Source organism: Streptomyces sp. NPDC046915, from assembly GCF_040644935.1.
Lineage (GTDB): Bacteria > Actinomycetota > Actinomycetes > Streptomycetales > Streptomycetaceae > Streptomyces.
In genome coordinates this window covers 113,966-140,937 of record NZ_JBEYXB010000017.1, presented here as the reverse complement: position 1 = coordinate 140,937, position 26,972 = coordinate 113,966, and the positions used below count along the sequence as shown (strand labels likewise).

Below are 26,972 nucleotides of genomic sequence, written 5' to 3'. Positions count from 1 at the left end.
GAGCGCCAACACCCCACTGCCCAACCCAGCTTCGGCGGACAGCCACCACGCCGGCACCCCCCACGCCCAGGCAGACCTCCCCGCCACAACCGCCACCCCGGCGCCGTCGGCCCTGCCCCCGACGACCGCCCACCCCGGCACAACACCTCCCGTCGTCCAACGCCAGCCGAGCGCCAACACCCCACTGCCCAACCCAGCTTCGGCGGACAGCCGCCACGCCGGCATCGACCACGCCCAGGCAGACCTCCCCGCCACCCCGGCGCCGTCGGCCCTGCCCCCGACGACCGCCCACCCCGCCGCAACACCTCCCGTCGTCCAACGACAGCCGGCCACCGGTTCGGGCAGCCCCACGCCTTCTGCCGCCACAGCAGCGCCCCGGCCCCGGGCGGTAGTGGACGCACAGCGGGTCGCGCCGCCGCCGAACACACCGGCTACGCCCGGCGCTTCACCCGCGCAGGACGCGACCACGCCCCCCGTTCAGCGGACTGCGGCGTCGGCCGGCAGCACGCCCCCGCCCGCGCGGCGGCCTGTGGACCAGCCCACCCGGCCGGCCGCCGAGCCGGTCCAACCCGCGGCCGACGCAGCGCCCTCCATCCAGCGCAGCGCGACCCGCCGCGCGCCCCGGCTCGGCCTGGGTGCGCCGATCTCCTCGCTGCCCGCCGCCCCCGCGGACCCTTCCGTCCAGCCGAGCCCGGGGGTCCCGCCAACCGCGCCCACCCGACACGACCCACAGGACCGGCCGAGCGCACCCCCACCCCCACCGGTGAGCGCCCACAGCACCGCCAACTCCCCTGCCGCGCCGAGGCCCTCCACCAACCCCGTCGGCACGCCCACGCCCGTGGTGCAGCGCGTCACCCAGGCCGCAACTCCCACCACGGCCCCGGCAGCCACCCCCCGCCGTTCCCCCCTCGGCGTTCCCATGGCCACCCCGCCCGCGGACGCGACGCGCCTCGCCGACGCTCCCGCCCTGCCCCCGGCCGTACCGCAGCCGCCGTCGACGCCGAGCCCGGCCACCGTGCAACGCTCGGCCGCCCCCACCCGGCTCACCCCGCCGCACCGCCCCACAGGCAGCCCCGCCCCCACCGGCCTCACCCCCCTCCCGGTGGCCCCTCTCACCCCACCCCCGCTTCCAGGCCCCACCACGCCCGCCACTCCTGCCTCGCCCCTCCCCGTCGTCCAGCGTTTCGGGAAGTGGTCGAAGAAGCCGGCCAAGGCCGGCTCGGCGACCGGCGCCCTGGCGGCCGCCGCGGCGGCGACCGTCGCCGGCACGCTGACCGGGCCGCCCGTCACCCGCCGGGCAGAGGCGCCGCCGCCCGCGTACACGGCCCAGGCCGCTGCTCCGCCCCCGTACACCCCGTCTCCCGGCGAACCACCCCCGCCCGACTACGCGGCGGTCCCGCCGGGTGCCTTCGACCCGAGGGAGCTGACCGACTTCCAGCTGGACGAACTCGTGCACCGGATCATCGGCCGCATCACCCGTCTGATCCGCACCGAACTCCGCCTGGACCGCGAACGGATCGGCAAGCTCCGCGACCCCCGCCGCTGACCGGCCCGACCGACCAGGAACCACAGGAACGACAGAAAGGCCCACCCCGCGATGTCCCGCCAGGACCCGGGCTCCACCATCTGGTTCAGCCTCAGCATCGACGGCGAGAGCCTCGGCTACTTCAACGGATGCGAGGGGCTGTCGTCGCAGGTGGAGGTCGAGCACCGCCAGGAGGGCGGCAACAACGGCTTCGTCTGGCAGCTGCCGACCCGTGTCACGTTCTCCACCATCCGGCTGACCCGCCCGCTCACCCCGGACACCACCAAGGTCGCCAAGTGGATCTCGTCCGTGCAGACGGGGATCAAGCGGCCCACCGCCCAGATCGCGGCGCTGCGCGCGGACGGTTCCGAAGTGGCCCGCTGGGGGCTGATCGACGTACTGCCGGTGAGCTGGACCGGTCCCACCCTCGACCCCGGCAACCCGGCCGTGGCGACCGAGGTGCTGGAGATCGCCCACCACGGGTTCACGGACTGAGCGGGCTGAGGAGACGGACCAGCATGGCCAAGGGCAGCAAGGGCGGCGCCGGCAAGAGCCTCGTACGCGCCACGCTCGCGATCCACGAACCCCCCGTCGGCGGCAGCACGACCCCCGGCGGGATCATCAAGACGTTCGGCTTCGACTTCAATCCGGCGCAGCTGTCGCTGACCCGGCACGCCGAGTGGAAGACCACCCCCGCGCAGATCGAACGGGACGGCTCCCTGCCGGAGTTCATGGGGTCCCGGCCGCGCGAGATGAGCGTGGAGATCTTCCTCGACTCCTCCGACGAGCCGACCAGCAACACCGTGCTGAAGAAGGTGGAGTCGCTGCTCGACTGCTGCGAGGTGACGACCAAGAGCATCGCCGCGAAGCAGCCCTCGCCCCCGTGGGTGGTGCTCCAGTGGGGTTCTTTCTCCACCGCCCGGTTCACGGCGTACGTCAGTTCCGTGGAGGCCAACTACACCCTCTTCGGGACGACCGGTGTGCCCATCCGTGCCACCTGCCGGCTGCAACTGCACGAGATCCCGAGCAAGACCAAGGGGCAGAACCCGACCTCGGGCGCGCTCACCGCGCAGCGCGTGCACCGGGTCGTCGCGGGTGACTCGCTCCAGTCGCTGGCCTGGCGGGAGTACGGCAACGCGGCGGCCTGGCGGGCCATCGCCGAGGCCAACGGCATCGACGACCCCGGGCACCTGCCGACCGGCACCGAGCTCGTGCTGCCCGCCGCCGAGGAGGTGCGTGCCTGATGGTGCGGTCCGCGTTCTCGAACGTCGTCGAGGTGAAGATCGGCGGCGCCAAGCTGCCCTCCGAGTTCGCCCGTGCTCTCGTCGACAGTTACGTCGACCAGGGCGTCGGCGTGCCGGCCGCGTTCCGGCTGACCTTCCGGGACCCGTACCGGCTGATCCTCGGCAAGCTGGGCGTCACCTTCGGCACCAAGGTCGTCCTCGCTCCGGTCGCCGACGGGCAGGGCGCCTCCGATCCGCTGCTGACGGGCGAGGTGACCGGTCTGGAGGCCGACTACGACGGCACCGGCACCTTCACCGTGATCCGCGGCTACGACTTCGGGCACCGCCTGCTGCGGCAGCGCCGGGTGGCCGCCTACCGCAACCAGAGCGCCTCCGACATCGCCCGGAAGCTGGCCGCCCAGGACGGGGTGCCGGTCGGGCGGATCGAGTCGACGAGGACGGTGTACGAGTTCATCAGCCAGTCCAACGTCACCGACTGGGACTTCCTCGCGCGGCTCGCCGACGAGAACGAGATGGTGATGTCGGTGGACGCGGACGGCAAGTTCCAGTTCGTGAAGCCCAAGTCGGCCTCCGGCGCGCCCTCGCCGAACACCGACGGCGACAAGAGCCCGTTCGTGCTCCAGGCCGGGCACGACATCCTGCGGCTGCGGGCCGCGGTCACGGCCGCCGACCAGGTCGGCAAGGTCGAGTCACGCGGGTGGGACGTGACCACGAAGAAGAAGCTCACCGCCACCGCACCCGCGACCGACAACCCGGGCATCGGCATCGGGACCACGCCGGGCGCCGCGGCCGGGAAGTTCAAGACGGCCAAGCTGGTCGACACGGGCACGCCCTACGACAAGCAGAACGAGGTGAAGTTCGCCGCCGACGCCCTCGCCGACGACGTCACCGGCGCGTTCGCCGAACTGGAGGTCGTCGCCCGCGGAAATCCCAAGCTGCGGCCGGGAGTTCCGGTGGCGCTCGCGGACGTGGGCAAGCCGTTCGAGGGCAAGTACACCGTCACCTCCGTACGGCACGTCTTCGGCGACGGCAAGCACTACGAGGCCTGGGTGACGGTCAGCGGACGGCAGTGGCGTTCGCTGTACGGGCTCAGCTCCAGCGGCGCGGACACCGCGCCCCGGCTGCCCAGCGTGGCCAACGCCCTGGTCACCGACGTGAACGACCCGCTCAAGCAGGGGCGGGTCCGGTTGCAGTTCCCGTGGCTGGACGACACCTACGTCAGCGACTGGACGCGGACGGTGCAGCTGGGCGGCCTCGGCGGCGGCGGCATCTTCCCGATGGACGTCAACGACGAGGTGCTCGTCGCGTTCGACCGGGGAGCCCTCGATCATCCGTTCGTGATCGGCGGGCTGTACAACGGCAAGGACAAGCCGACCGTCGTCAGTGACGTGCCGCTGCACGACACCGTGCGCAAGAAGGCGAGCCGGCACACCGTCTCCGACCGGGACGGCAACCGTATGGACCTGCTCAGCCAGAAGACCGGCGGCCGCAAGCAGGGCGTCCGGCTGACGTCCGGCGACAAGCAGCTGGTCATCAACCTGGACCGGACGAGGACCGAGATCGTCGTGGACAGCAGGGGCGACGTCACGATCAAGGGCAGCCGGTCGGTGTCGGTCGAGGCGGGCGGCGATCTCACGCTGAGCGCCCGCCGCAGCCTGACCATCAAGAGCGGTGGCCCGCTCAGCATCCAGGGCGGCGGCATGGTCAACGTGCGGGCCGCGGGCGAGATCGGGGTGAACGCCGTGGGCGCCCTGAACCTGAGCGCCGTGGGCGTCGCGAGCCTCACCGGCGACGCCACCGTGCAGATCAACTCGCTCGTCAACACGACGATCAAGGCGCCGACCACCCTCGTCGCGTCCCCCACGTTCGGCGTCACCACCATCCCCGTGCCGATGGTGATCCCGTGACCGTCTCCGTGGCCCTGGAAGGCGGGGTGTGGTTCTGATGGCCGAACAGTTCGTCGGCTCCGGCTGGTCGTTCCCGCTGCGCATCGGGCCGACCGGCGGGATCGCCCTGGTCAGCGGGGAGCGGGAGGTCGAGGAGGCGATCCGGCTGGTGCTGTCCACCGCGCCGGGCGAGCGCCCGATGCGGCCGGACTTCGGCTGCGCGATCCACGACCTGGTGTTCGCGCCGGTCAACGAGCAGACCGCGGGCCGTATCCAGCACGAGGTGCACGTCAGCCTCGACCGCTGGGAGCCGCGCATCGAGGTCGACGACGTCGAGGTCACGGCCGGCTCCGACCAGAGCGTGCTGTACATCGACGTCCGCTACTCGATCCGCGGCACCAACAACCCGCGCAGCCTGGTCTTCCCGTTCTACGTCATTCCGTCCCACGACGAGCCGGACGGCACCTCCCCGGCTCCGGAAAGCGACCGCTGATGGCCCTGCCCTCCCCCAACCTCGACGACCGCCGCTTCCAGCAGTTCGTCGACGACGCCAAGCGCTACATCCAGCAGCGCGCCCCGGAGTGGACCGACCACAACGTCTCCGACCCCGGCGTCACCCTCGTCGAGACGGTCGCCCACATGGCCGACCAGATCGTCTACCGGCTCAACCGGGTGCCGGAGAAGAACCACCTGGCGTTCCTGGACCTGGTGGGGATCACCCTGTTCCCGCCGTCCGCCGCCCGCACGGACGTGACGTTCTGGCTGTCGGCGCCCCAGGAGGAGCCGATCTCCGTGCCGCTCGGCACCGAGGTCGCCACCATGCGCACCGAGAGCGAGGAGGCGGTCGTCTTCGCCACCGAGCGCGAACTGACCGTGGTGCCCTGCGAGTTGCGTCATCTGCTGGTGCAGCGCCGGGGTGAGGCGGCGGTGGAGCGGACGCATGACCTCGCCGAGGAGGACAAGGACCTGCTCTGCTTCTCGGAGTCCCCCGACCCCGGCGACTGCATGCTGCTCGGCCTGACCGCGGCCGTACCGCGCTGCGCGCTCGCCCTGGACCTGGACAGCCGGGTGGACGGCGTCGGCGTGGACCCGCGGCAGCCGCCGCTGGTGTGGGAGGCGTGGACCGCGGACGGCTGGCAGCCCTGCGAGGTCGACCGGGACGGCACGGGCGGCCTCAACCGGCCGGGCGAGGTGGTCCTGCACGTCCCCGGCGGGCACGTCCTGTCCCGCAACGCCGGCCAGGAGGCGGGCTGGATCCGCTGCCGGGTCACCGAACCCCTGCCCGGCCAGCCCTTCTACACCACCTCCCCCACCGTCCGGGCCGCCGAGGCCTTCACCATCGGCGGCACCACCCCCGTGGTCCACGCGGAGACGGTGTACGACGAGGCGCTCGGCGAGTCCACCGGGCTGCCCGGTCAGCGGCTGCGGCTCGCGCACGCGCCCGTGGTCGGCGACGAACCGCCGGTGCTGCTCCAGACCGCCGAGCACGACGGGTGGGTGGACTGGCAGGTCGTGCCGCACTTCGCGGCCTCGGGTCCGCAGGACCGGCACATCACCCTCGACGCCACGACCGGCGAGATCGCCTTCGGCCCGGCCGTGCGCGAACCCGACGGCTCCCTGCGCCAGTACGGGACGGTCGCCCCCAAGGGCTCCCCGGTCCGCGCCCGCCGGTACCGCACCGGCGGGGGCCGCGCGGGCAACGTGGCCCGGGGCGCCGTGCAGATCCTGCGCACCTCCATCCCGTACGTCTCCGAGGTCGTCAACCGGGAGGCGGCGCGCGGCGGGGTCGACGGGGAGACGGTCGAGGAGGCGAAGGTCCGCGCCCCGATCACCCTGCGCGCCCAGGAACGGGCGGTGACCCTGCGCGACTACGAGGAACTGGCCCGCCGCGCCGCCCCCGAGACCGCGCGCATCACCTGCCTGGAGGGCGAGGAGGGCGAGCACGGGGCGTACGCGGTACGGGTCCTGGTCGTCCCGCAGGCGGTCCCGGACCCGGGCGGGCGGCTGCGCTTCGAGCAACTGGTCCCCGGGGACGCCCTGTTGGACCGCATCACCCGGCACCTGGACGAACGGCGGCTGATCGGGACGCGGCTGGCGGTGGGACCGCCGTACTACCAGGGTGTGACGGTGGTGGCCACGGTGCACGCCTTCCGGGGTGCCGACACCGACCGGGTGCGGCGGGAGACGCACGACGCGCTCTACCGGCACCTCGACCCGCTGACCGGTGGCGCGGACGGGAAGGGCTGGCCGTTCGGGCGGCCCGTGCAGTCCGGTGAGGTGTTCGCGGTGCTCCAGCGCGTGCCGGGGGTGGAGCTGGTCGACCAGGTGGTCCTGCATCCCGCCGACCCGCTGACCGGCAAGCGCGGCGAGGCGACCGACCGCATCGACCTGTCGCCGCCGTCGCTGGTGTTCTCGTTCGACCATCGCGTCCGGGTGATCGGGGACGGCTCCTGATGAGAGGCTCCATCGACGGTCTGGGCTCCTCCGCGCCGATCGGCATGATGCTGCCCGCCGTGTTCGCCGACGACGATCTGGCCCAGCGGTTCGTCGCCGGTCTCGACGAGGTGATCGCGCCGGTCCACAGCGTGCTCGACTGCCTGGACACCTACTTCCGGCCGTCCCTCGCCCCGCTCGACTTCGCCCAGTGGCTGAGCGGCTGGGTCGGCGCGGAGACCGACGGCAGCGAACCGGAGCCGCTGCTGCGGGCCGCCGTGGCCGCCGCCGCGTATCTGCACCGCATCCGCGGCACCCGGCGCGGGCTGGCCGAGGCGGTGCGGCTGGCGTTCGGCGTGGAACCGGAGATCAGCGAGAGCGGGGGCGCCGACTGGAGCGCCCGCCCGCTCGGCCCGGTCCCCGGCGAACCGCGCCCCCGGCTGCACGTCCGTCTGCGGCTGCCCGACCCGACCCCCGCCGACCGGCACCGCCTGGACACCCTGGTGGCCGCCGCCCGTCCCGCCCACATGCCGTACACGGTCCAGGTGACCGCCACGGACACCGCCCGACCCGCCGAAAGGACCCCGGAGAGATGACGACCACCCAGAACTGCGCCGAATGCGGCACCCGCGCGGAACCGGGGCAGTCGTTCTGCGACGCCTGCGGGGCGGTGCTGAGCTGGACCGACCGGGCCGGGTCCCGGGCGGCCGGCGGTACCGCGACGGCATCGGCCGGCGGATCCGGGCCCCGCTCCGGCGACGGACCGGCGGACGACTCCGGCGGCGCCGTGGCGACCCGGCCCGACACGGCCGCGGCCCGCTCCGCCGACGGACCGGCAGGCGACCCGGGGAACGGCTCGACGAGTCGGTCCGGTACGGCGGACGGTCCCGGCACGGCTGCCGACGGCGGCTCGCGGGAGACGCGGCCCACCGCGTCCTCGACCGGGCGGACCGTCCCCGCCCCCGCTGCGGCGTCCGCACCCGGCCCGGCATCCGGCACGCCGGCCGACGCGGGCCCCGGCTGGGACGCGTTCTCCCGCCCGGACGGCGGTGCGGGCCTGGCGCGCACCCCGCGGGACCTGCTGGGCTCGGCCACGGCGAGCGGGGCGTCGGACGCCGACCCGGACGGCCGCGGCGAGAGCGCCGCCGACGCCGACGCTGCGCCCGCGGTCCCCGACACCGTCCCCCCGCCCACCGCCACCCGTCCCGCCGCCCCCGCTCCCGCTCCCGCTCCCGTGGACGAGACCGCCCCCACCGAACCCGTCCCCAGCGCGGCCCCGGCGTCGGCTCCCGGCGACCCGGACGGCCTGACCGACCGCGCCCGCCGACTCCTCGTGCCCGTCTCCGACCCGGACCCACAGCCCGCCGCGTCCCCCTCCATCGCCCCGGTGCTGCCCGGCCGTCCGGCCCCGCAGCGCCCGCAGGTCGTCCGGGCCCCGGGAGAGGAACTCGGCGCGGACGGCGGGATCCCGTGCCCCTGGTGTGCCACGCGCAACCGGCCCGACCGGCACTACTGCGCCCGGTGCGCGATGCCCATGGCCGGCGAGGGCCAGACCCCCGCGCGTCTTCCGTGGTGGCGCCGGCTGTGGGGCGCCGGCAACCGCGAGACCCCGTGGGCCGGCGACCGGCCGCGGCTGCGCCGCGCCTTCGACCGCGTACTGACCTGGCTCGGGGCGGCGCTCGTGCTGACCCTGCTGATCGTCCTGGTCGTCAACATACCCAAGGGCGTCCAGGCGACCCGCGACCACTTCGCCAAGCGGGCCCCGGCCGTCCCGGACAAGATCACCGCGTCCCGCTCCTACCCGGGGCACAAGCCCGAGCTGGCCTTCGACAAGCTCAGCAACACCTGGTGGGGCCCGGGGGTGGCCGACTCCGGCCAGGGCCAGTGGATCGAGGCCCGCTTCGACCAGCCGACCCGGCTCCTCGACATGATCATCACACCGGGCACGTCGACCCACGCCGACCAGCTCTCCAAGTCGGCCCTCCCGCACCGCGTCGAGGCCCGTATCACCGCGGCCGACGGCAAGACCACGACCCGTGAACTCATCCTCGACCAGGGCGCGGGCGCCCAACGCCGCGCCTTCCGGGTCGGCGAGGTCACCGCGGTCCGCCTCACCCTCGAATCCGCCTACCAGCCCTCCGCGAGCAAGCAGGTGGCCATCGCCGAGATCGAGTTCTTCGGCCCGTCGAACGCGAACTGACGCACAGGGGAGTGGTACCGGGGTACCACTCCCCCGCCGAAGATTCCCCCTCGGTCCCAGAGTCCGGGCCTGCCACGCTCCTAGTTTCGAACGCGGACACCGCGGTGCTTCCGCGGCCGAGTTCGAGGCAGGAAAGGCCCAGCGATGATCGAAGCGCGCGAGTTGACGAAGCGGTACGGGGACAAGACGGTGGTCGACAACCTGAGCTTCACGGTGAAGCCGGGTGAGGTGACCGGATTCCTGGGCCCGAACGGCGCGGGCAAGTCCACGACCATGCGCATGATCATCGGCCTGGACGCCCCGACCAAGGGCTCGGTCACCGTCAACGGACGCTCCTACGCCCGGCACGCCGCGCCCCTGCACGAGATCGGCAGCCTGCTGGAGGCCAGGTCCGTGCACCCGGGGCGCACCGCGGTCAGCCATCTGACGGCGCTCGCGCACACCCACGGCATTCCGCGCCGCCGGGTGGACGAGGTCATCGAACTGGCCGGGCTGACCAGCGTGGCCGGCAAGCGCGTCGGCGCCTTCTCCCTCGGCATGGGGCAGCGGCTCGGCATCGCGGCGGCCCTTCTCGGCGACCCCGCGATCGTCATGCTCGACGAACCGGTCAACGGCCTCGACCCCGAGGGCGTGCTCTGGGTGCGCAACCTGCTGCGCTCGCTGGCCGACGAGGGCCGGGCCGTGATGCTCTCCTCGCACCTGATGAGCGAGACCGCGCTGATCGCCGACCATCTGGTGATCATCGGCCGGGGCCGGCTGCTCGCGGACACCACGGTCGACGACTTCACCCGGGAGGCGAGCGGCGGCGGTGTGAAGGTCGCCGGCGCCGACGCCAGGAGGCTGCGCTCGCTGCTGGCCGGCCCGGACGTCACGATCAGCTCCTCCTCCGCGGAGGAACTGCTGGTCACCGGGCGGGATGCCCGGGAGATCGGCGCGATCGCCGCCCAGCACGGGGTGGCGCTGTACGAACTGACCACCCAGGCCGTCTCCCTGGAAGCGGCGTTCATGGACCTCACCCGCGATGTCGTCGAGTACCAGAGCGCTCCGGCCGGCACCGAACGAAAGGCCGCCTGATGACCGTCACCGACCTCACGCCCGTCCCTGCCCGCACGACGGACTACAAGGTGACCGGCCCGCGGGTGCTGCGCTCGGAGTGGGCCAAGTTCTGGTCGCTGCGCTCCAGTTGGATCACCCTCGGCGTCGCCGTGTTCCTGCTGGTCCTCTTCGGGGCGATCGCCTCCTACACCTACAGCCCCGACGCCGTCGCGACCAACGGACCGCCCGGCCCCGGCAGCGGCGGCGACAGCGACGCGGTCGGTCTGGCCCTGACCGGCGTGTCCTTCGCGCAGCTGGCCATCGGCGTGCTCGGCGTGCTGCTGTCCGCGGGCGAGTACAGCACCGGCATGATCCGCTCCACGCTCGCCGCCGTCCCGCGCCGTCTGCCGGTGCTGTGGTCGAAGGCCGCCGTGATCGGCCCCATCGCCCTGGTCCTCACCACGATCGGCGCCCTGGCCGCGTTCCAGCTGGGCATTCCGGGCCTGGACGGCGAGAAGATCTCGCTCGCCCTCGGCGACGACGGCGTACTGCGCAGCCTGGCCGGCGCCGGCCTGTACCTCGGTCTGGTCGCCGTCTTCGGGGTGGCCCTGGGCGTGCTGCTGCGCAACTCCGCCGGAGCCATCGCGGCCCTGGTCGGCATCCTGCTCATCCTGCCCGGCCTGGCCTCGCTGCTGCCCGACTCCTGGTACGACACGCTCAGCCCGTACTTCCCCAGCAACGCGGGCCAGGCCGTCTACGCCCTGCACCAGTCCTCCGACGCCCTCTCCCCCGGGGCGGGGCTCGCGGTCTTCGCCGGCTGGGTGGCCCTGACGCTGGTCGGCGCGGCCTTCCGGCTCCGCGGGACCGACGCGTGACCTGGGCACGAGGACAATGGTGGCCATGAGTCCGCACCGTGCGGCAGCCCCCGCGGACACCACCCGGGGGACGGCGGCCCCGCCGTCCCCCGGGTTCGACGCCGCCTGGGCGCACCCGCTCCTGGGCCGTCTGCTGCGCGACCGGAGCCGCCGGCAGCGGCTGGATCGCCGGCACCCGTGGCTGCTCGACACCGCGGTGGTGCTGATCGTCGTCCTCATCGCCCTGCCCGACCTGATCTGGGGCCACGGCAGCTCCCCCTTCGGGGACACGGACGCCCGTGACCGGCTGCCGGCCGGCGTCCTGTTCGCCTTCACCGCCGCGCTCGTCGTTCCGCTGTGGTGGCGCCGCAAGGCCCCGGCCGTCACCTACTTCGTGATCGCGTCGGTGTCCCTCGCCCAGTGGTCACTGGGCATCTGGCTGCCGGCCGGCATCGCGGCGCTCATCGCGCTGTACACCCTGGCCCGGACCGGTTCGTTGCGGGTGCTGGGCTGGGCCGTCGCGCTGACCGTCGTCGAACTGCTGCTGGCCGTCTTCGTCCTGGTGCCGGTCGAACATCCGGTGGTCGGCGGCTTCTTCCTGCTGGGCACGATGACGGCGGCCGTCGCCGTCGGCCTGACCCTCCGTATCCGCGGGATGTACATGGAGGCCCTGGAGGACCGCGCCAGACGCCTGGAGGTCGAGCAGGACCAGCGGGTCAGGCTCACCGCCGCCGCCGAGCGGTCCCGGGTCGCGCGCGAGATGCACGACATCGTCGGCCACAATCTGTCGGTCATGGTCAGCGTCGCCGACGGCGCCGCGATCCTCGCCGCCGGCCGGAACGAGCGGTCCGCCGAGGCCCTGCGCATCCTCGGCGACACCGGCCGCCAGGCCATGAGCGAACTGCGCCGTGTACTGGGCGTCCTGCGCGAGGAGCGAGGCCACGAAGAAGGCGCACGGATGCTCAGCCCGCAGCCCGGCATCCGGGATCTGGACCCTCTGCTGGCGCGGGTGCGCGCGGCGGGCCTGGCGGTGACCTACCGGACGGTGGGCGATCTCGACGCGCTCAGCAGCGGTGTGCAGCTCACCGTGTACCGCGTCGTCCAGGAAGCGCTGACCAACACGCTCAAGCACGCGGGGACCGGAGCCGCCGCCGAGGTCACCGTCGCGATCGACGCGGGAGAGGTGCGGATCCGGGTGGCCGACACCGGCGTACCCCCGGGGGCGTCCCCGCGAGCGCGGCACGACGACCCCGGCCACGGTCTCGTCGGCATCCGCCAGCGGGCCGCCATGTACGGCGGCACCGTCATCGCCGGACCGCGCGACACCGGCCACGGCTGGCTCGTGGACGTCGTGCTCGACGTACCCTCCGCACCCGCCCCGCAGGCACCGGGAGAGCATCTGCCATGACCACCGTGCTGATCGTCGACGACCAGCCCCTCCAGCGCATGGGCGTCCGCATGCTCATCGAGGGCACCCCGGGGCTGAGCACGGCCGGCGAGGCCGAGCACGGCGCCGAAGCCGTCCGCCTGGCCGCGCGACTGCGCCCCGACGTCGTCCTCATGGACATCCGCATGCCCGGCATGGACGGCATCGAGGCCACCCGCCGTATCGTCGCCGCCGGCGGCCGCACCCGCGTGCTCATCGTCACCACCTTCGACCTGGACGAGTACGCGTACGACGGGCTGCGGGCGGGGGCCAGCGGCTTCCTGCTCAAGGACGCCCGTCCCGAGGAACTCGTCGCGGGCATCCTCGCGGTCGCGACCGGCGACGCCGTCGTGGCCCCCCGTCTGACCCGGCGGCTGCTGGACGCCTTCGCCCACCAGGTGCTCGCACCGGCCGGCGCGCCCGCCCCGGAGGATCCCCGGCTGCGGGCGCTCAGCGACCGTGAACGCGAGGTCCTCGTCGCCATCGGCCAGGGCTGGACGAACACGGAGATCGCCGAACGCCTCGTCCTCACCGAGTCCACGGTGAAGAAGCACGTCGGCCGGGTCCTCGCCAAGATCGGGGCGCGCGACCGCATCCAGGCCGTGATCATGGCGTACGACGCCGGGCTGGTCAGGGCCAGGCAATAGCCGGGGGTGCCGCTACCCACGGGAGCCACCCGGGTATAAGGTGAACGAAACAGTTTCGTTTAGGAACGGGAGACGGGCATGGTCTCCGTACTCGTCGTCAACGGCCAATCCCTTCAACGCCTCGCCCTGCGCACGCTCCTGACATCCGAGCCCGGCCTGACGGTCGTGGGGGAAGCGGCGGGCGGGGAGGACGCGGTCCGGGCGAGCACCGTGCTCCGTCCCGACATCGTCCTCATGGACAGCCACCTGTCCGGCACGGGCAGCATCGACACCATCAGGCGCATCGCACGGCCCCCACGCCGTCCCGGCTTCCCCGGATCCGCCGACGGGGAGGGCTACGCCCCCCGCGTACTGGTTCTGACCGCGGCCGGCCAGGAGGGCTACGCCTCCGCCGCCGTGCGCGCCGGGGCCAGGGGATTCCTCCTCGACGACGCCTCGCCGGAGGAACTGACCGCGGCCGTCCGCGTCGTGGCGGCCGGGGACGCCGTCGTCACCCCCGGCCTCACCCGCGCGCTCATCGACGCCGTCCGGCAACCGCGCACCACCCGCCCCCTCCCCCGCGCGTCCGGGCTCGACGCCCTCACCGGGCGCGAACGCGACGTCCTCATCGCCGTCGCCTCCGGCTGGTCCAACGCCGAGATCGCCGCGTCGCTGTCCATCGCCCCGACCACCGTCAAATCCCACGTCAGCAACGTTCTCGCCAAGATCGGGGCCCGCGCCCGCGTCCAGGCCGTGGCCTTCGCCTACGAGACGGGCCTGGTACGGCCCGCGGCCTGACCCAGCACGTCTGGAGCGGGCCGCTCGGTGAGCCGGGGAAGCAGGACCCGGAAGGTGGCGCCCCGGCCGGGGGCCGAGTCCACCTCGACGCGTCCCGCGTGGGCGGTCACCAGGGAGCGGACGATGGACAGGCCGAGGCCGGCGCCGCCGGTGGCACGGTTGCGGGAGGCGTCGGCCCGGTGGAAGCGTTCGAAGATACGGCCGCTCTGCTCGGGGGTGAGCCCCGGCCCCTCGTCGGCGACCTCCAGGACGGCGTGGCCGCCTACCGTGCCGACGCCGATCCGCAGCGGCGTGCCGGGCGGTGTGTGGGCGACGGCGTTGCCGACCAGGTTGGTGACGACCTGGCGCAGCCGGGCCTCGTCGGCGAGGGCGGGCGCGGGGGCGGCCGGACCGTAGCCGGCCGGGCCGGTGAGCGTGACGGCGCGGGCCGGGTCCAGGGCCCGTACGTCGTGCAGGGCGTCGGCGGCCAGGGTGCGCAGGTCGGCCGGGGCGAGGTCGAGGCCCGGCGGGAGGCCGGCCGGGCGGGCGCCGGCGGGGCTCCCCGTGGTCTTCAGCGCGTGTTCGTCGAGCCGGGCCAGCAGAAGCATGTCCTCGACGAGCCGGGTGAGGCGTGCGGACTCGCGGGCGATGCGGTCCATCGTGGCGTCGACGTCCTCCCGGTCGGCGAGGGCACCCATGCGATGGAGGTCGGTCAGGCCCTTGATGCCGGCGAGCGGGGTACGCAGCTCGTGGCTGGCGTCGGCGACGAACCGGCTCATCCGCGCCTCGGACTCGGCGCGGGCGGCGAAGGCGGTCTCCAGTTGCCCGAGCATGCCGTTCAGCGCGGCGGACAGTCGGCCCAACTCCGTGTTCGGACCGGCCAGTTCCGGGACCCGGCGGGTGAGGTCACCACCGGCGATCTCGGCGGCGGTCTGCTCGACGCGGGACAGCGGACGCAGCCCGGAGCGGACCGCGAACCAGCCGGCCACGGCGAGCAGCGCGAGCAGCCCGAGGCCGGTGGTCCGGTAGGTCTGCCACATGCGGCCCACCGTGCCGTCCACCTGGTCCATCGACGTCGTCACGACCACGCTGCCGGCGTCGGCCGGTGTCGTCCCCATGGTCCCCGGCAGCGCGGCCCGCGCCACCCTGGGCACGGCGATCACCCGCCGGCGCGCGGCCCCGTCGGCGCTGTCGACGGTGAACGGGCGCCCTCGGTGGGCGGCGACCGCGGCCGCGTCCAGGCGGGGCAGGGCCGGGCCCCGCGCCTCGTCCGTCCGGTTCCCGCCCGCGAGGGAGTCGATGCTGCTCTCGACGGTGCCGTCCTTCGCCACGTAGGTGATGACGGGGTTGCCGAGGATGTCGGTGCTGAAGCCGGCGAGGGCGGGCGGGGGCTTCCGTTCGGCTCCCGTCTCGGCCACCGTGGGCGGCAGCAGCGCGAACACCTGGGCTGTGGCGCGGAGTTGGGAGTCGACCCGGTCTTCCATATAGCCGCGCAGGGCGTTGCCGGTGACCAGGCTGAACGCCGTGAACCCGGCCGCCAGAAGGGCGACCGCCAGCAGCAGCACCCGGCTGCGCAGGGACGCCCGCGCCCACAGGCCGCGGATGCGGGGCGGGCTCATGACTTCGGCCCGCGCAGCACGTAGCCCACGCCGTGCACGGTGTGGATGAGCTTCGGGCCGCCGTTGTCGATCTTGCGGCGGAGGTAGCTGATGTAGGTGTCGACGATCCCGGTGTCACCGTTGAAGTCGTAGTCCCAGACCCGCCCGAGGATCTGCGGCTTGGAGACCGTCCGCCCGGCGTTGGCCATCAGGTAGTGCAGCAGCCGGAATTCGGTGGGCGACAGACGCAGCGGTTCGCCCGCGCGGGTCGCCTGGGCGCCGTCGGGGTCGAGTTCCAGGTCGGCCGCGCGTACCAGCGCGGTGGGGTCGCCGCTGGTGCGGCGCAGCACGGCACGGATGCGTGCGATCAGCTCCCGCAGGTCGAACGGCTTGGTCACGTAGTCGTCACCGCCCAGGACCAGACCCTCGATCTTGTCCTGGGTGGCGTCCCGGGCGGTGAGGAACACGACCGGGACGTGCCCGCTACGAGGCGTCACGGCCGGGCGGTGCTGCTCGCGCAGCCGGCGGATCACCTCGAAGCCGTCCAGGTCGGGAAGCATCACGTCCAGCAGCACCAGGTCGGGCGAGACCTCCCGCGCCCGGTCCAGGGCCTCCTGGCCCGTACCGGCCGCGGCCACGGTGAACCCCGCGTGCCGGAGTGCCGCGCACAGCAGCTCCCGCACAGTGGGCTCGTCGTCCACGACCAGCAGGTTCACTTCGGTGGGGGCCGCGGCGGGCTCAAGGGGTGTCAACGGGATGCCTCCTGGCGACCGGGATCCGCTCCGGGCCTCGTCGGGCAGGATACGAAGGCGGGGCGTCTTCGTCGTACAAGGACCCTGGTCACGGTCACCGTTACCCTTACCGTCACCGCAGCGCACGGTCACGGCGGGCCGCGGCCAGCAGGCTGCCGGCGAACCCGGCCGCGCCACCCACGAACAACCCGAGCACGACCGTCCACAGCACGCTGCCGCTCAGCTCCGCCCGCATTCCCCCCATCTCGCTGCCGAACATGCTGACGCCGAAGTGCCCGGACGCGCCCGCCGACCAGGCGGCCACGCCCAGGACGACGGCGGTGACGACGGCGAACCGTTCGGCCATGCCGAGGTGCCCGGACAGCGGCCCCCGGTAGGGCAGCAGCGGCCGCTTGTGGCCGGGGTGCGTGGTCCGGGCCGCCCGGTAGGCGCAGGCGAGCAGGATCAGGCCGGTCACCGCGAGGGCCACGAGCCACAGCGGCCGGCCGCCCGCCGACAGCGACCTCAGGTGCTCGGTACGGTCGGGCTGCCGGCCGCCGCCCATGCCCCCCGTACCGGCCGTACCACCCATGCCGCCCATGAGTGCGGCGAGCGGATTGCCGCCGCCTTCGCTCCGCACCGGGTGCACCGCGGCCGTCCACGAGGAACCGACGCCCAGGGTCAGGAACACCGCCACGGCGTTCGGGGCGAGCAGCAGAGCGGCGCCCGCCGCCGTCGCGGCCCGGCCACCGGCCATCGCCCCGACGAACACCAGGGCCACCGGCGGCACGGCCGCCAGCGCGAGGACCGTACGGACGACGGGCGAGAGACCGCGGCCCCAGCCGGACCGCAGCCCGTCCAGCGCACCGCCCAGCGGCAACCGCGCCCGGCGGCTGACCAGACACCCCGTGCCGAGCACGACGGCCGCCCACAGCAAGCCACCGAAGCCCGCCGACATTGCGCTCACGTGGTAGGCCATCGCAGGCCGGGCCGCGGCACCGCCACCGCCGAAGAGTCCGGCCAGGCCGCCGCTCCCGCCGCCGAAGCCCTGGGCGGACCCGCCGCCGGCTCCCCCGGTCATCGCCGACGCGGGCAGGTCGGCCGAGCCATGCGCGAGGCCGGCCACGATCATGAGGGTGACCAGCGCCGCGGCCCCCGCTCCGGCCGCCCGCACGGCCAGCTCACCGGCGGTGAACCGCCGCTGCCGCCCCTGGCGCAGCCGCCGGGAGAACGCGACCCACAGGACGACGGCGCCGGTCAGGGTGACGCCGAGCGGTACGACCCCGGCCGCGCCGCTCATCGACGGGCTCAGGCCGCCACCACCACCGAACAGGGAGGCCAACCCGCCCGTCGAGCCGGTGTTCCCGGACGCGTCCGGTCCCGCGCTCACCGAGCCGCCGACCGCCATGGCCGTCGAGGTCATCGTCAGCGACCACAGCGACCCGAAGGACCCCGCGCCGAGCAGGACCAGGGCCAGCCCGGACACGGCCGCCATGGCGGCCACCCCGCACAGCGCGGCCGCCGCCCCCTCCAGGGCGTTCTGCCACGGGCCGATCAGCCGCACGGGCACGGTCGTACGGGGACCAGGACCGGAACCGGGCCTGGTCCGCGGCCGGGATGTGGTGACAGCCATGGGGGAAACACTCCGCTTCGCTCGCGTGCCGTCGGACCCGCACACACTGGCGGTCGCGGGTACGACGTTCCCGAGAGGTTCTGGGAGGTTTCTGAGAGCCGGTGGGCGAACGACGCAGGTCACGGGGAGCGCACGGCCGAGGTGGCGGCGCTTTTCCCAGGAAGTTCCCAGGATCCCCCGGCATCCGGGGCGGCTATGCTCGACAGAGTGAGGCACTTCGGTCTCGATTCCACGAGGTGCCTTTCGATTCCGCCCTATCGGTGGTACTTCGCCGTCTCGGGGTCAGAGTCGGGGCGGCGAAGCAACCGGTCCCGTGACGGCTACAGCGGGGCGAGGAACGTCAGCACGGAGGCGTCCTCCTCGATCAGCGGGGTGAGGGCGGCGTTGAACGGGCCGCCGTACGGGGCCTTCAGATGGGCCTGGAAGGCGTCCTCGTCCCGGTACACCTCGAAGATCCAGTAGGCACGCGGGGCGGACTCCTTGGTGTAGACGTCGAAGACGAGGTTGCCCTCCTCCTCGCGCACCTTCAGGGCGTACTCCCGGATCAGGCGGGAGACCTCGCCCTCCGCTCCCTCACGGGCGGTGAACTCGGCCAGCAGGGTCTTCTTCATGGTCTCGTGTCCTCGGTTCTCGGAGCTACAGGTCCAGGGATCGCCGAGCGGCCTGCCCGTCAGGCGCTTTCGGCGGTGGTGAGCTGCGCCAGCTGGCTCTGCCAGGGCGGATTGGGGCCGGCGACCGAGCAGGTCAGGGCCGCGACCCGGGTGGCGAACGCGCACGCCTCGGCCACCTCGTCGAGTTCCAGGCCGGTCAGCCTGCCGCCGAGGTGTCCGCGGGTACCGAGGTGGTGCAGCAGGCCGGCCGTGAAGGAGTCCCCGGCACCGACCGTGTCGACCACCCGCGTCTCCACGGCGGGCACCCGCACCCGCTCACCGTCGAGTGAGGCCAGGACGCCGTCGGCACCGCGGGTGATCACGACCAGCCGCGCTCCGGCGGCGTGCCAGATGTCACACGCCCGCTCGGGCGGGGTTCCGGGCAGGAGGAGTTCCAGGTCGTCCTCGCTCAGCCGGAGCACGTCGGCGAGGGCGCACCAGTGTGCCAGCCGGGCGCGGTAGACCTCGGGTCGGACGAGCAGCGGCCGGACGTTGGGGTCGATGCTGATGGTGGCCCGGGAAGAGGCCGCGGCCAGGAACTCCTCGACCACCGCTCCGCCGGGCTCGCGGACCAGCGCGAGGGAGCCGGTGTGCACACAGACGGTTGTGGACAGATCCACCCCGGCCAGCTCGGCCGGCGTCCACTGCCAGTCGGCCGTGTTCTGCGCGTGGAAGGAGAACGCCGCCTGCCCCTGGGCGTCCAGTTCCGCGACCGCCAGCGTGCTCGGCTCGGTGGCCGCCACGGCGTCCGACAGGTCCACCCCGGACGCCTCCAGATGGGACCGGAACAGGCGGCCGAACACATCGCCGGACAGGCGGGCGAGGAAGCGGGCCGGGGTGCCGAGACGAGCCAGGGCCACCGCCGTGTTCGCGGGTCCGCCGCCCGGCAGCACCCGCAGCGCGAGTTCGTTCGAGGCGCTTGCGGGTTCGGCGAAGGCGTCCGCGACGCACTCTCCCAAAACCGTGATCTGACGCGGGCTCATGGGCTGCTCTTCTCTCGGAGAGGTAGGACGAAAGAGTCACCCCACGACACGGCTGCCGGCTGGCCGCGCAGGGGTGACGACCACGGACGTTGCCGATTTGTGACGGGTGGAAGGCATTGACGTTGCCGGGATGCGGAGTCCATCATCCTCGCCAGGCGGTGTCAACGATGACATAAGTCAACGATGACACTCCCGGGCGACATGCTCTGAACCCACCCCGTGCCGCTCGCTATCCCATTGGAGTCGTTCATGTCTCGCACCACTCGTCTGTCCTCCTCCCTGCTCAGAGTCGCCGCGGTCACGGGCGTCGCGGCCCTCACCCTGACGGCCTGCGGATCCGGCTCCAAGTCGAGCTCCACGAGCTCCGGCTCCGGCGCCGTCAAGGTCGGACTGATCACCAAGACCGACACGAACCCGTTCTTCGTGAAGATGAAGGAGGGCGCGGAGAAGGCCGCCAAGGCGGACGGCGCCCAGCTGGTCACCGCGGCGGGCAAGTTCGACGGTGACAACGCCGGTCAGGTCACCGCCATCGAGAACATGGTCGCCTCCGGTGTGAAGGGCATCCTGATCACCCCGAGCGACTCCAAGGCGATCGTGCCGGCGATCCAGAAGGCCCGCGCCAAGGGAGTCCTCGTCATCGCGCTGGACACCCCGACCGAGCCGCAGAGCGCGGTGGACGCCCTCTTCGCCACCAACAACCTCAACGCCGGCCAGCTGATCGGCGAGTACGCCAAGGCCGCCATGAAGGGCAAGAAGGCGAAGATCGCCGCCCTCGACCTCGCGCCGGGCGTCTCCGTCGGCGTCCAGCGGCACAACGGTTTCCTGAAGGGCTTCGGCGCCACCGACAAGGACGTCGCCTGCGCCCAGGACACCGGCGGCGACCAGGCCAAGGGCCAGACGGCGATGGAGAACTGCCTCCAGAAGGAACCCGGCATCAACCTCGTCTACACCATCAACGAGCCGGCCGCCCTGGGCGCATACACCGCTCTGAAGGCCAAGGGCCGTGAGAAGGACGTCCTGATCGTCTCCGTGGACGGCGGCTGCACCGGCACCCAGGCCGTCAAGGACGGCAAGATCGCCGCGACCTCGCAGCAGTACCCGCTGAAGATGGCCGCCGAGGGTGTCAAGGCCGTCGTGACGTACGCCAAGAGCGGCAAGAAGGCCTCGGGTTACACCGACACCGGCGTCAACCTGATCACCGACAAGGCACAGGCGGGCGTCACCTCCAAGGACACCGCCTTCGGCCTGGAGAACTGCTGGGGCTGAGCCGGCCCGAGGACCGTACGACACCGCGACTCCCCCAGTGGGGCGGCCGGCCCCACCTCCCCGACCGGGGACGGCCGCCCCCCTTGTCCGGCGGCGAGGACACCCGTCCTCGCCCTGAGACAAGGTCATCTGTCTTCCGACACGGAATCCGACAAGGACTCTGCATGACAGCCACGACCACGCCGTACGCGGAGCTGAAAGCACCGACCACGGCCCGCAGACTGCTCACGGCACCGACCACCGGACCCCTGGCCGCCCTGATCATCGCCTGCGTCTTCTTCTCCCTCTCGACCGACCAGTTCCTCACCGGCGGGAACTTCTCCCTGATCGTGCAGCAGGTCATGGTCGTCGGCACCCTCGCCATCGGACAGACCCTGATCATCCTCACGGCGGGCATCGACCTGTCGTGCGGAGCCGTGATGGCGTTCGGCAGCATCGTGATCGCGAAGATGGCGGCCGAGGGCTCCCTGCCACCGCTGCTCGCCATCGCGCTGGGGCTGGTCGTGTGCGGTGGTTTCGGCCTGCTCAACGGGCTGTTGGTGCAGAAGATCCCGCTGCCGCCGTTCATCGTGACCCTCGGCATGCTCAACGTGGCGTTCGCGCTGACCCACATCTACTCCGAGGAGCAGACGGTCTCCAGCCTGCCCGGCCCGCTGACCGCGCTCGGGGAGACCTTCCCGCTCGGCCACACCGACATCACCTACGGCTCGCTGGTCACGATCGCCCTGTTCCTGGCGCTCGCCTACGCGTTGAGCAGCACCGGCTGGGGCCGGCACGTCTACGCCCTGGGCAACAGCCAGGAGGCGGCCCGGCTGAACGGCATCCGCACCTCCCGCCTGACCATCGGCATCTACACCGTGGCCGGCCTGCTCTACGGCGTCGCCGCCCTGCTGCTCATCTCCCGCACCGGAGTCGGCGACCCCCAGGCGGGCCAGACCGACAACCTCGACAGCATCACCGCCGTGGTCCTCGGCGGGACCAGCCTCTTCGGCGGCCGTGGATCGGTGCTGGGCACCTTCATCGGCGTCCTCATCGTCGGCATCTTCCGCAACGGCCTTCAGTTGATGGGGGTCGCCTCCATCTACCAGACCCTGATCACCGGCGTCCTGGTGATCCTCGCGGTGACCGTCGACCAGATCTCCCGGAAGAAGGCACGATGACCGCCACCTCCTCCACGCCCGTTCTCCAGGCCCGTGGTCTGGTCAAGCACTACGGCCATGTCACCGCCATCGACGGCGCCGACTTCGACCTGATGCCCGGCGAGGTCCTCGCGGTCATCGGCGACAACGGAGCCGGCAAGACCAGCCTCATCAAGGCCCTCACCGGCGCGGTGGTCCCCGACGCCGGCGAGATCCGCCTCAACGGCGAGCCCATCCAGTTCTCGGGCCCGCAGAGCGCACGTGCCCACGGCATCGAGACGGTCTATCAGGACCTCGCCGTGGCCGCCTCCATGGACATCGCCTCCAACGTGTTCCTCGGCCGCGAGCTCCGCCGCCCGGGCGTCCTCGGCAGCGTCTTCCGCATGCTGGACAAGAAGCGGATGCGCCAGGAGGCCGCCGAGCACATGGCCGACCTGAAGATCGGCCTGCGGTCGCTCACCCAGTCGGTCGAGACCCTCTCCGGCGGACAGCGGCAGGCCGTCGCGGTCGCCCGCTCCGTCGCCTGGGCCCGCTCCGTCGTCGTCATGGACGAACCCACCGCCGCCCTCGGTGTCAAGGAGTCCGCGCAGGTCCTCGACCTCATCCGCCGGGTCCGCGACAAGGGCATGCCGGTCGTCCTGATCAGCCACAACATGCCCCACGTCTTCGAGATCGCCGACCGTATCCACGTCCACCGGCTGGGCCGGCGAGCCGCCCTGATCAAGCCCTCCGACTACTCCATGGCCGAGGTCGTCGCCATCATGACCGGCGCGCTCAGCGTCGACGAGAGCGGCGGTACTGTCGTAGCGGACTCGGAGGCCGCGAAGGCCGCCGGAGTCCAGGCCACCTGACAACTCGATTCAGCTCTCAGGGTTTCCGGCCGAGGCCGCGGTCGGAACAGAGGGCTCACAGGAGACGGTTTCCTCCATGGCAGCGAACCGCCGACCCACCCTGGCCGACGTCGCCCGCGAAGTCGGAGTCAGCGCCAAGACTGTCTCCCGCGTCCTCAACGAGGACGGACCCGCCTCGGCTCAGACCAGGGAACAGGTACTCGCCGCGGTGGCCAAGCTCGGCTTCCAGCCGAACCTCATGGCACGCAACATCCGCGTCGGCGGACCGGACACCACCATCGGACTGGTCATCCCGGACCTCGCCAACCCCTTCTTCGGAGCCGTGGCCCGCGCCATCGAGGACACCGTCCGCGAACGCGGACTGACCCTGCTCATGGGCTCCTCGGCGGACGACCCCGACCGCGAACGCGCCCTGACGGACAAGTTCCTCGCCCGGCGCGTCAGCATCCTGATCGTCGTGCCCTCCGTCGGCGCCGACCACACCCACCTCAAGTCCCACCGCACGGCGGGACTTCCCGTGGTCTTCCTCGACCGGCCCGGAGTCGGCCTGTCCACGGACAGCATCGTCAGCTCGAACCGGGCGGGGTCCCATGACGGTGTCGCCCATCTGGTCGCCCACGGCCACCGGCGCATCGGCTTCGTCGGTGACCTGCCCGTCAGGCTGTACACCCGCCGCGAACGTCTGGCCGGATACCGCTCGGCGCTTCAGGAGGCCGACATCCCCTACGACCGCTCCCTGGTCGTCAGCGCGCACGACCAGCAGGGGGCCGAGGCCGTGACCGCCCAGCTGCTCGATCTGCCCGATCCTCCCACCGCCCTGTTCGCCGGCAACAACATCATGGCGCTGGGCATCGTCGCCGAACTCGCCCGCGACAAGCGCAAGGAGGTGGCCGTCGTCGCCTTCGACGACGTGTCGCTCGCCGAGGCACTGGAACCGGCCCTGACCGTCGTCGCCCAAGACCCCGAGGAGATCGGCCGCAGCGCCGCCGCCACCGCCCTGGCCCGCCTCGACGGCGACCGCTCCCGCGCCCGCACCATCACCGTGCCCACCCGGCTGATCGTCAGGGGCTCGGGAGAACAGCCGGCGCCGGCCCTTTGACGTGCCGTCGTGCCGGTCAGGCATCGTCGTGCGCCGGGACGTGCAGGGCCACCCGGTAGCCGCCGTTCGCGGTCGCGCCCGCTTCGAGGGTGCCGCCCAGGAGTTCGGCTCGTTCCCTGAGACCGATCAGGCCCTGGTGGGAGCCGGGGAGGGGGAGGGCGGTGCGGGTGGGGGGTGTGTTCGTGACGGTCACGGAGAAGGTGCCGGGCTCGCGGCCGAGGCGTACGGTCGCGGTGGCGCCGGGGGCGTGCTTGCGGACGTTGGTGAGGGCTTCCTGGACCGTGCGGTAGATCGTGCGCTGCACCGGCGTGCCGATGTCGGGGGGAAGCTCGCCGGTCAGTTCGGTGTCGATGCCGCTGGTGGCGACCAGCTTGTGCAGGTCGGCCAGGGTGGGCTGGGGGGTCAGTTCGGTGGCACGGCCGCCGGAGGCGCGCAGCAGGGTGACCATGTGGCGCAGTTCGTCGAGGGTGTCGACGCTGAGGGAACGGATGACGCCGGCTCCCTCCTTGAAGTCCGGGTCCTTCGAGGCGATCTGGAGTGCGCTCGCCTGGACGGCGATCAGGCTGACCTGGTGGGAGACGACGTCGTGCATCTCGCGGGCGAGCTGGGCACGTTCGCGGGCGAGGACGGCCTGGGAGTGCAGGAGGCGCTCGTGCTCGCGGGCATCCTCTATCTCGACGAGCCGGCCCGCCAAGTCCCTCCGGGCCTGGACGAGTTGACCGAGCAGGACGGGCGCCGCGCTCACCATGACCGGCACCCCGGTCGAGGTGATCCTCGCCTTCTACAGGCTGTACTTCCTGCTCGTCCTGCCGCTGCACCGGCTCGCCGCCCCCACCCTGGCGATCATCGCCGCGGCCGGCGCACTGGTGCTGCCGCAGATCCTGTACGTCGTCCAGCACGCCCTCGCCGACGCCGGACCCGGCGGCATCTGGACCTGGCCGGCGAACGCCGACGGCCTGCTGTCCCTGCTGTTCACCGGCAGCTACCCGGCACTGGCCTGGGTCCCCTTCGTCATCGCCGGCATGGCCGTGGCCCGCCTCGACCTCGCCGCCACCGCCGTGCGCACACGGCTCGCCCTCACCGGTGCCGGCCTGGCCGTCCTCGGGTACGGCGGTTCGTTCCTGGCCCTGCGTCTGGTCCCCGGCGCGTTGACGGCGCTCCGTCAGTCGGCGTGGGGCGACGGCGGATCGGTCGCGTCGGCCTGGTGGTCCGACACCTGGGGCTACCCCAGCGGCAGCACCCCGGCCGGTCTCCTGGTGGCCTCTCCCCACAGCGAGACCACCCTGTCGATCCTGGCCAACACCGGTGTCGCGATCGCGGTCCTGGCCGGCTGCCTCGCCGCCGTCGACGCCTGGCCGCGCTTCCGCCGTCTCGCCCGCCCGGTCGTCGCCGTCGGTTCGATGTCCCTGACCGCGTACGTCTTCCACGTCGTCGGCATCCGCGTCCTCGGCATCGAGGAACTGCCCGGTCCCCCGCTGCACGTGCTGCTGGGCTTCATCGTGGCCGTGACCGTCCTCGCCACCCTCTGGTCCCCCCGCTTCCGGCGCGGCCCCCTGGAGTGGCTGCTGGGCAAGGCCACCAAGCCCGCCGAGCTGGTCCGCTGACCGCACTCCCTCATCGTCGACGTGCCGCGGCGAGGAGCCGGCCGGCCAGGCCGCGGTCGAGTCGGACGCTCTCGGGGGGCCGTGGGGGCGTGGCCCACGCCGGCAGTCGTACGGAGTTCTCGTCGTGCAGGCGTCGGAGGTGGTGTTCCACGCGGTGCACGGATCCGGGGAACGCGTCCGGGGACAGGCACAGGACGAACACGCCGATACCGGGGGGGCTCGGATCCGTGGTCGAAGGAGGCCGCGTCGATCGAGAAGGCGGCCCCTGCCAGGGTGGCCAGCAGCTCGCCCAGCAGCGCGATGTTGCCTCCCCGGTGACCGCCGAACGGCAACAGCGCGCCCTGGAGGGCCTCGTCCGGGTCCGTGGTCGCCGCTCCGTCCGGTCCGACGGCCCGGCCTTCGGGGAGCGGAGTCCCGGCCTGTGCCGCCTGGCGCACGTTGACGTACGCCGTCTGCGAGGACGCCTGGTCGATGACGAACGGCCGGCCGTCGGCGCGGGGCACGGCGTAGGCGATCGGGTTGGTGCCGAGCACGCGCGTGGCCCCTCCGCGCCCGGCGTATGTCATCCCGGCCATCTGCGGCCCCGGCAACGACTCGAACACTCCGGGGCGCGCGCACTCGACCAACCCGACCTGCCCGAAGCGGCGCAGATCACAACCGGCGATGCCGCACCCGGCGCCCCCATCACTCTCGACCCGGTCGTCGGCCTGCTGCGCGAAGCCCTTCTCACCTACGGTCACCGGCCGGGCGACCGCGTCCGGGAGGCCCCGCTCGCGCTCCGCCTCGGCCTCTCACGCCGGGTCGTCCGCGCGGGCCTTCGGGCGTTGGCCGAGGAGGGCATGCTCGATCTGCTCCCCGGCGGTGCGACCGAGATCCCCGAAGTCACCGCGAAGGACGTCCTCGACCTCTACGCCCTGCGCGCCAGCCTCGGTGCTCCGCTGATGCGCCGCATCGCCATGCTCGGGCGCGAGAACCTCGCCCCGGCCTCGGCCGCCCTGGCGGAGGTCCAGGCCGCCGCGCGGGACAACGACCATCTCCGCATACGGGAAGTCGACCTGCGGTACCAGGACGCCCTCGCCCGTATCGCGGACCTCCCGCAGGCCGCCCACACCTTCGAGCGGCTCACCGCCCGGCTGCGGATGTTCGTCACGGTCCTGGACATGGACTACAGCCAGGCCTGCGACACCATCGCGGGCGAGGACACCGCCGTGCACGACGCGTTGCGCGACGCGGACGGGAACGAGGCGGCCCGGCTGTGGCGGGTGAAGATCGAGCGCTGCGTCCGCTACATGATCGCCCAGCTCTCCGAGGACGACGTCGCCCCGTATCTGTGGACCACTCTGGCGGACAGGCCCCGCCTGCGCCCGGGGGAGCCACGGGGCGCGGCACGCTGACGCGGAGGGCGCGGAGGG

Annotated in this window: 23 protein-coding genes and 3 pseudogenes; 19 read left to right on the top strand and 7 right to left on the bottom strand. The window is 72.9% G+C overall.

From position 1 onward, the window contains the following. The 13 genes from ABZ915_RS35505 to ABZ915_RS35445 form a co-directional block, all read left to right on the top strand. On the top strand, window positions 1–1,546 hold a 1,546-nt coding region (locus tag ABZ915_RS35505; RefSeq protein WP_361811891.1), incomplete at its 5' end, for a hypothetical protein. A gap of 51 nt (window positions 1,547–1,597) precedes the next feature. Then, a complete protein-coding gene (locus tag ABZ915_RS35500) occupies window positions 1,598–2,020 on the top strand; it encodes a phage tail protein (RefSeq protein WP_355928903.1) in 423 nt (140 codons plus the stop codon). A gap of 23 nt (window positions 2,021–2,043) precedes the next feature. Further along, on the top strand, window positions 2,044–2,769 hold the full coding sequence (locus ABZ915_RS35495; RefSeq protein ID WP_361811888.1) for a tail protein X: 726 nt from the start codon (window positions 2,044–2,046) through the stop codon (window positions 2,767–2,769). Next, a complete protein-coding gene (locus tag ABZ915_RS35490) occupies window positions 2,769–4,676 on the top strand; it encodes a VgrG-related protein (RefSeq protein WP_361811886.1) in 1,908 nt (635 codons plus the stop codon). The genes ABZ915_RS35495 and ABZ915_RS35490 overlap by 1 nt, the downstream gene beginning before the upstream one ends. Window positions 4,677–4,713: 37 nt before the next feature. Continuing rightward, window positions 4,714–5,148, top strand: coding sequence for a GPW/gp25 family protein (locus tag ABZ915_RS35485; protein WP_361811883.1), 435 nt, complete (start codon window positions 4,714–4,716; stop codon window positions 5,146–5,148). Next, window positions 5,148–7,109 carry a putative baseplate assembly protein gene (locus tag ABZ915_RS35480; RefSeq protein WP_361811880.1) on the top strand — a complete coding sequence of 654 codons (1,962 nt, stop codon included), beginning with the start codon at window positions 5,148–5,150 and terminating at the stop codon, window positions 7,107–7,109. The genes ABZ915_RS35485 and ABZ915_RS35480 overlap by 1 nt, the downstream gene beginning before the upstream one ends. Then, complete coding sequence (locus ABZ915_RS35475) at window positions 7,109–7,684, top strand: phage tail protein (RefSeq protein WP_361811877.1); 576 nt, start codon at window positions 7,109–7,111, stop codon at window positions 7,682–7,684. The genes ABZ915_RS35480 and ABZ915_RS35475 overlap by 1 nt, the downstream gene beginning before the upstream one ends. After that, window positions 7,681–9,288 (top strand): zinc ribbon domain-containing protein, encoded by a 1,608-nt coding sequence (locus ABZ915_RS35470; protein WP_361811874.1) that lies wholly within the window; start codon window positions 7,681–7,683, stop codon window positions 9,286–9,288. Before ABZ915_RS35475 ends, ABZ915_RS35470 begins: the two co-directional genes overlap by 4 nt. Before the next feature lie 144 nt (window positions 9,289–9,432). Beyond that, entirely contained in the window at window positions 9,433–10,362 is a 930-nt protein-coding gene (locus tag ABZ915_RS35465; protein ID WP_361811871.1) for an ABC transporter ATP-binding protein, read from the top strand. Next, complete coding sequence (locus ABZ915_RS35460) at window positions 10,362–11,198, top strand: ABC transporter permease (protein WP_361811868.1); 837 nt, start codon at window positions 10,362–10,364, stop codon at window positions 11,196–11,198. Before ABZ915_RS35465 ends, ABZ915_RS35460 begins: the two co-directional genes overlap by 1 nt. 25 nt (window positions 11,199–11,223) lie before the next feature. Continuing rightward, the gene (locus ABZ915_RS35455) at window positions 11,224–12,585 is read left to right on the top strand and encodes a histidine kinase (protein WP_361811865.1); all 1,362 of its coding nucleotides are present in this window, start codon (window positions 11,224–11,226) and stop codon (window positions 12,583–12,585) included. Further along, complete coding sequence (locus ABZ915_RS35450) at window positions 12,582–13,250, top strand: response regulator transcription factor (protein ID WP_361811862.1); 669 nt, start codon at window positions 12,582–12,584, stop codon at window positions 13,248–13,250. Before ABZ915_RS35455 ends, ABZ915_RS35450 begins: the two co-directional genes overlap by 4 nt. 78 nt (window positions 13,251–13,328) lie before the next feature. Further along, window positions 13,329–14,027 (top strand): response regulator transcription factor, encoded by a 699-nt coding sequence (locus tag ABZ915_RS35445; protein WP_361811859.1) that lies wholly within the window; start codon window positions 13,329–13,331, stop codon window positions 14,025–14,027. Here ABZ915_RS35445 and ABZ915_RS35440 read toward each other — a convergent pair. From ABZ915_RS35440 to ABZ915_RS35420, 5 genes are all read right to left on the bottom strand, one after another. Further along, complete coding sequence (locus ABZ915_RS35440) at window positions 13,994–15,625, bottom strand: HAMP domain-containing sensor histidine kinase (RefSeq protein WP_361811856.1); 1,632 nt, start codon at window positions 15,623–15,625, stop codon at window positions 13,994–13,996. The two genes, ABZ915_RS35445 and ABZ915_RS35440, sit on opposite strands and share 34 nt — an antisense overlap. Continuing rightward, the gene (locus tag ABZ915_RS35435; protein WP_361811853.1) at window positions 15,622–16,356 is read right to left on the bottom strand and encodes a response regulator transcription factor; all 735 of its coding nucleotides are present in this window, start codon (window positions 16,354–16,356) and stop codon (window positions 15,622–15,624) included. The genes ABZ915_RS35440 and ABZ915_RS35435 overlap by 4 nt, the downstream gene beginning before the upstream one ends. Before the next feature lie 112 nt (window positions 16,357–16,468). Beyond that, a complete protein-coding gene (locus ABZ915_RS35430) occupies window positions 16,469–17,968 on the bottom strand; it encodes a streptophobe family protein (RefSeq protein WP_361811851.1) in 1,500 nt (499 codons plus the stop codon). 320 nt (window positions 17,969–18,288) lie between these two features. Beyond that, a complete protein-coding gene (locus ABZ915_RS35425; RefSeq protein ID WP_361811848.1) occupies window positions 18,289–18,579 on the bottom strand; it encodes a putative quinol monooxygenase in 291 nt (96 codons plus the stop codon). 59 nt (window positions 18,580–18,638) lie between these two features. Continuing rightward, complete coding sequence (locus ABZ915_RS35420) at window positions 18,639–19,601, bottom strand: carbohydrate kinase (protein ID WP_361811845.1); 963 nt, start codon at window positions 19,599–19,601, stop codon at window positions 18,639–18,641. Window positions 19,602–19,850: 249 nt separating this feature from the next. Between ABZ915_RS35420 and ABZ915_RS35415 the strand changes: the two genes are divergently transcribed. The 4 genes from ABZ915_RS35415 (at window position 19,851) to ABZ915_RS35400 (ending at window position 23,956) form a co-directional block, all read left to right on the top strand. Next, window positions 19,851–20,867: a substrate-binding domain-containing protein gene (locus ABZ915_RS35415; protein WP_361811842.1), complete on the top strand. Its 1,017-nt coding sequence runs from the start codon at window positions 19,851–19,853 to the stop codon at window positions 20,865–20,867. A 164-nt stretch (window positions 20,868–21,031) separates the two neighbouring features. Continuing rightward, on the top strand, window positions 21,032–22,027 hold the full coding sequence (locus tag ABZ915_RS35410) for an ABC transporter permease (RefSeq protein ID WP_361811839.1): 996 nt from the start codon (window positions 21,032–21,034) through the stop codon (window positions 22,025–22,027). After that, entirely contained in the window at window positions 22,024–22,857 is an 834-nt protein-coding gene (locus ABZ915_RS35405; protein ID WP_361811836.1) for an ATP-binding cassette domain-containing protein, read from the top strand. The genes ABZ915_RS35410 and ABZ915_RS35405 overlap by 4 nt, the downstream gene beginning before the upstream one ends. 76 nt (window positions 22,858–22,933) lie before the next feature. Beyond that, window positions 22,934–23,956: a LacI family DNA-binding transcriptional regulator gene (locus tag ABZ915_RS35400; RefSeq protein ID WP_361811833.1), complete on the top strand. Its 1,023-nt coding sequence runs from the start codon at window positions 22,934–22,936 to the stop codon at window positions 23,954–23,956. A 16-nt stretch (window positions 23,957–23,972) separates the two neighbouring features. Here the strand turns inward: ABZ915_RS35400 and ABZ915_RS35395 are convergent. Then, window positions 23,973–24,698: pseudogene (locus tag ABZ915_RS35395) on the bottom strand (histidine kinase); the annotation flags it as partial. Here ABZ915_RS35395 and ABZ915_RS35390 point away from each other — a divergent pair. Then, window positions 24,688–25,560: pseudogene (locus tag ABZ915_RS35390) on the top strand (DUF418 domain-containing protein); the annotation flags it as partial. The pseudogenes ABZ915_RS35395 and ABZ915_RS35390 sit on opposite strands and share 11 nt — an antisense overlap. A gap of 272 nt (window positions 25,561–25,832) precedes the next feature. Here ABZ915_RS35390 and ABZ915_RS35385 read toward each other — a convergent pair. Further along, window positions 25,833–26,126, bottom strand: a pseudogene (locus tag ABZ915_RS35385) (Ldh family oxidoreductase); the annotation flags it as partial. Between ABZ915_RS35385 and ABZ915_RS35380 the strand changes: the two are divergent. Next, on the top strand, window positions 26,013–26,954 hold the full coding sequence (locus ABZ915_RS35380) for a GntR family transcriptional regulator (protein ID WP_361812037.1): 942 nt from the start codon (window positions 26,013–26,015) through the stop codon (window positions 26,952–26,954). The pseudogene ABZ915_RS35385 and the gene ABZ915_RS35380 sit on opposite strands and share 114 nt — an antisense overlap. Window positions 26,955–26,972: the final 18 nt, after the last annotated feature.

Bases quoted from the DNA above. Each gene is read 5' to 3' on its own strand.
- ABZ915_RS35450 (WP_361811862.1), top strand. From the start codon at position 12,582: ATGACCACCGTGCTGATCGTCGACGACCAGCCCCTCCAGCGCATGGGC.
- ABZ915_RS35480 (WP_361811880.1), top strand. From the start codon at position 5,148: ATGGCCCTGCCCTCCCCCAACCTCGACGACCGCCGCTTCCAGCAGTTC.
- ABZ915_RS35490 (WP_361811886.1), top strand. From the start codon at position 2,769: ATGGTGCGGTCCGCGTTCTCGAACGTCGTCGAGGTGAAGATCGGCGGC.
- ABZ915_RS35405 (WP_361811836.1), top strand. From the start codon at position 22,024: ATGACCGCCACCTCCTCCACGCCCGTTCTCCAGGCCCGTGGTCTGGTC.
- ABZ915_RS35420 (WP_361811845.1), bottom strand. From the start codon at position 19,601: ATGAGCCCGCGTCAGATCACGGTTTTGGGAGAGTGCGTCGCGGACGCC.
- ABZ915_RS35475 (WP_361811877.1), top strand. From the start codon at position 7,109: ATGAGAGGCTCCATCGACGGTCTGGGCTCCTCCGCGCCGATCGGCATG.
- ABZ915_RS35410 (WP_361811839.1), top strand. From the start codon at position 21,032: ATGACAGCCACGACCACGCCGTACGCGGAGCTGAAAGCACCGACCACG.
- ABZ915_RS35445 (WP_361811859.1), top strand. From the start codon at position 13,329: ATGGTCTCCGTACTCGTCGTCAACGGCCAATCCCTTCAACGCCTCGCC.
- ABZ915_RS35425 (WP_361811848.1), bottom strand. From the start codon at position 18,579: ATGAAGAAGACCCTGCTGGCCGAGTTCACCGCCCGTGAGGGAGCGGAG.
- ABZ915_RS35400 (WP_361811833.1), top strand. From the start codon at position 22,934: ATGGCAGCGAACCGCCGACCCACCCTGGCCGACGTCGCCCGCGAAGTC.
- ABZ915_RS35415 (WP_361811842.1), top strand. From the start codon at position 19,851: ATGTCTCGCACCACTCGTCTGTCCTCCTCCCTGCTCAGAGTCGCCGCG.
- ABZ915_RS35430 (WP_361811851.1), bottom strand. From the start codon at position 17,968: ATGGCTGTCACCACATCCCGGCCGCGGACCAGGCCCGGTTCCGGTCCT.
- ABZ915_RS35495 (WP_361811888.1), top strand. From the start codon at position 2,044: ATGGCCAAGGGCAGCAAGGGCGGCGCCGGCAAGAGCCTCGTACGCGCC.
- ABZ915_RS35500 (WP_355928903.1), top strand. From the start codon at position 1,598: ATGTCCCGCCAGGACCCGGGCTCCACCATCTGGTTCAGCCTCAGCATC.
- ABZ915_RS35455 (WP_361811865.1), top strand. From the start codon at position 11,224: ATGAGTCCGCACCGTGCGGCAGCCCCCGCGGACACCACCCGGGGGACG.
- ABZ915_RS35485 (WP_361811883.1), top strand. From the start codon at position 4,714: ATGGCCGAACAGTTCGTCGGCTCCGGCTGGTCGTTCCCGCTGCGCATC.
- ABZ915_RS35465 (WP_361811871.1), top strand. From the start codon at position 9,433: ATGATCGAAGCGCGCGAGTTGACGAAGCGGTACGGGGACAAGACGGTG.
- ABZ915_RS35440 (WP_361811856.1), bottom strand. From the start codon at position 15,625: ATGAGCCCGCCCCGCATCCGCGGCCTGTGGGCGCGGGCGTCCCTGCGC.
- ABZ915_RS35470 (WP_361811874.1), top strand. From the start codon at position 7,681: ATGACGACCACCCAGAACTGCGCCGAATGCGGCACCCGCGCGGAACCG.
- ABZ915_RS35460 (WP_361811868.1), top strand. From the start codon at position 10,362: ATGACCGTCACCGACCTCACGCCCGTCCCTGCCCGCACGACGGACTAC.